Consider the following 785-nt stretch of genomic DNA (forward strand, 5'->3'; position numbering starts at 1 on the left):
GGAATCTTCAACCTGGCGCAGATACCTTTGTGGCTCACCACAGGACCCGACAGCTTGAGGTTTTGTGTTTAAAAGTTTGTCCGCATGAACGGTGTGAGGCTACGCAGTCTGGCGTCGCTGCCTACAGCAATGCCGGAACCCGCTGACTGGTGCGGTTTTGCGTTGGTCTTTATCGTTTGGGGGTCGCTGCAAACTCAGCGACCGGGATTGGAACCCCGTGGTGTTAACGAGGCAAAAGCGCCTTTCATAACGTATGCTTGCGCACCTTTAATGTGTGCACTCCGTTATGGCGGCTGTGCGCGGGAGACCTTAGTGTCTGTCGGGTTTTGTCCGTTTGCCCGGGTTCCAGCCCGCGTACAGCTGCCACCCCTTCGATTGGAACCCGATGGAGCAGCTGAAACTCATTAAATGGAGCTTCACTATGTTCAAAGCTACTCCCAACCCCCCGGAAACCGACGTCGATTCCCAAGCATCCCTCGATGCAGAAAAAATGAAGGAAGCCGCTGACCGCGCCTTCTCCCATTACTTCCCCCCACTCCATGAAAAACCGGCCAAACGCCGTAAATCCCAGCTCTTCGCCGTCTGCCCCGATATCGACACCGAAGCCCTTCTGGCCAATGCCTCCGAAGACCTGCTGTCCATCAGCGCCATTGCTACCGATCTGGCGGACGATGTGGAAGGCTCACGCCGCTCTGTAGCCTTGGCGCTCAGCCGTCTGGCAGATGGCGTGCAGTTGTTGGTGGAGCGGGTGCTGGATCATCATGAGTCGTTGCAGATGAAGGCTC

The 785-nt window shown here is 56.6% G+C and carries 1 protein-coding gene; it reads left to right on the forward strand.

Features of this window, described 5'->3' with window-relative positions:
- Positions 1 to 421 precede the first annotated feature (421 nt).
- Positions 422 to 785 (forward strand): DUF6124 family protein (locus PMI36_RS11025; protein ID WP_032830522.1); only part of this gene is annotated, 364 nt, incomplete at its 3' end.

The sequence above is a fragment of the Pseudomonas sp. GM79 genome (assembly GCF_000282495.1).
GTDB lineage: Bacteria > Pseudomonadota > Gammaproteobacteria > Pseudomonadales > Pseudomonadaceae > Aquipseudomonas.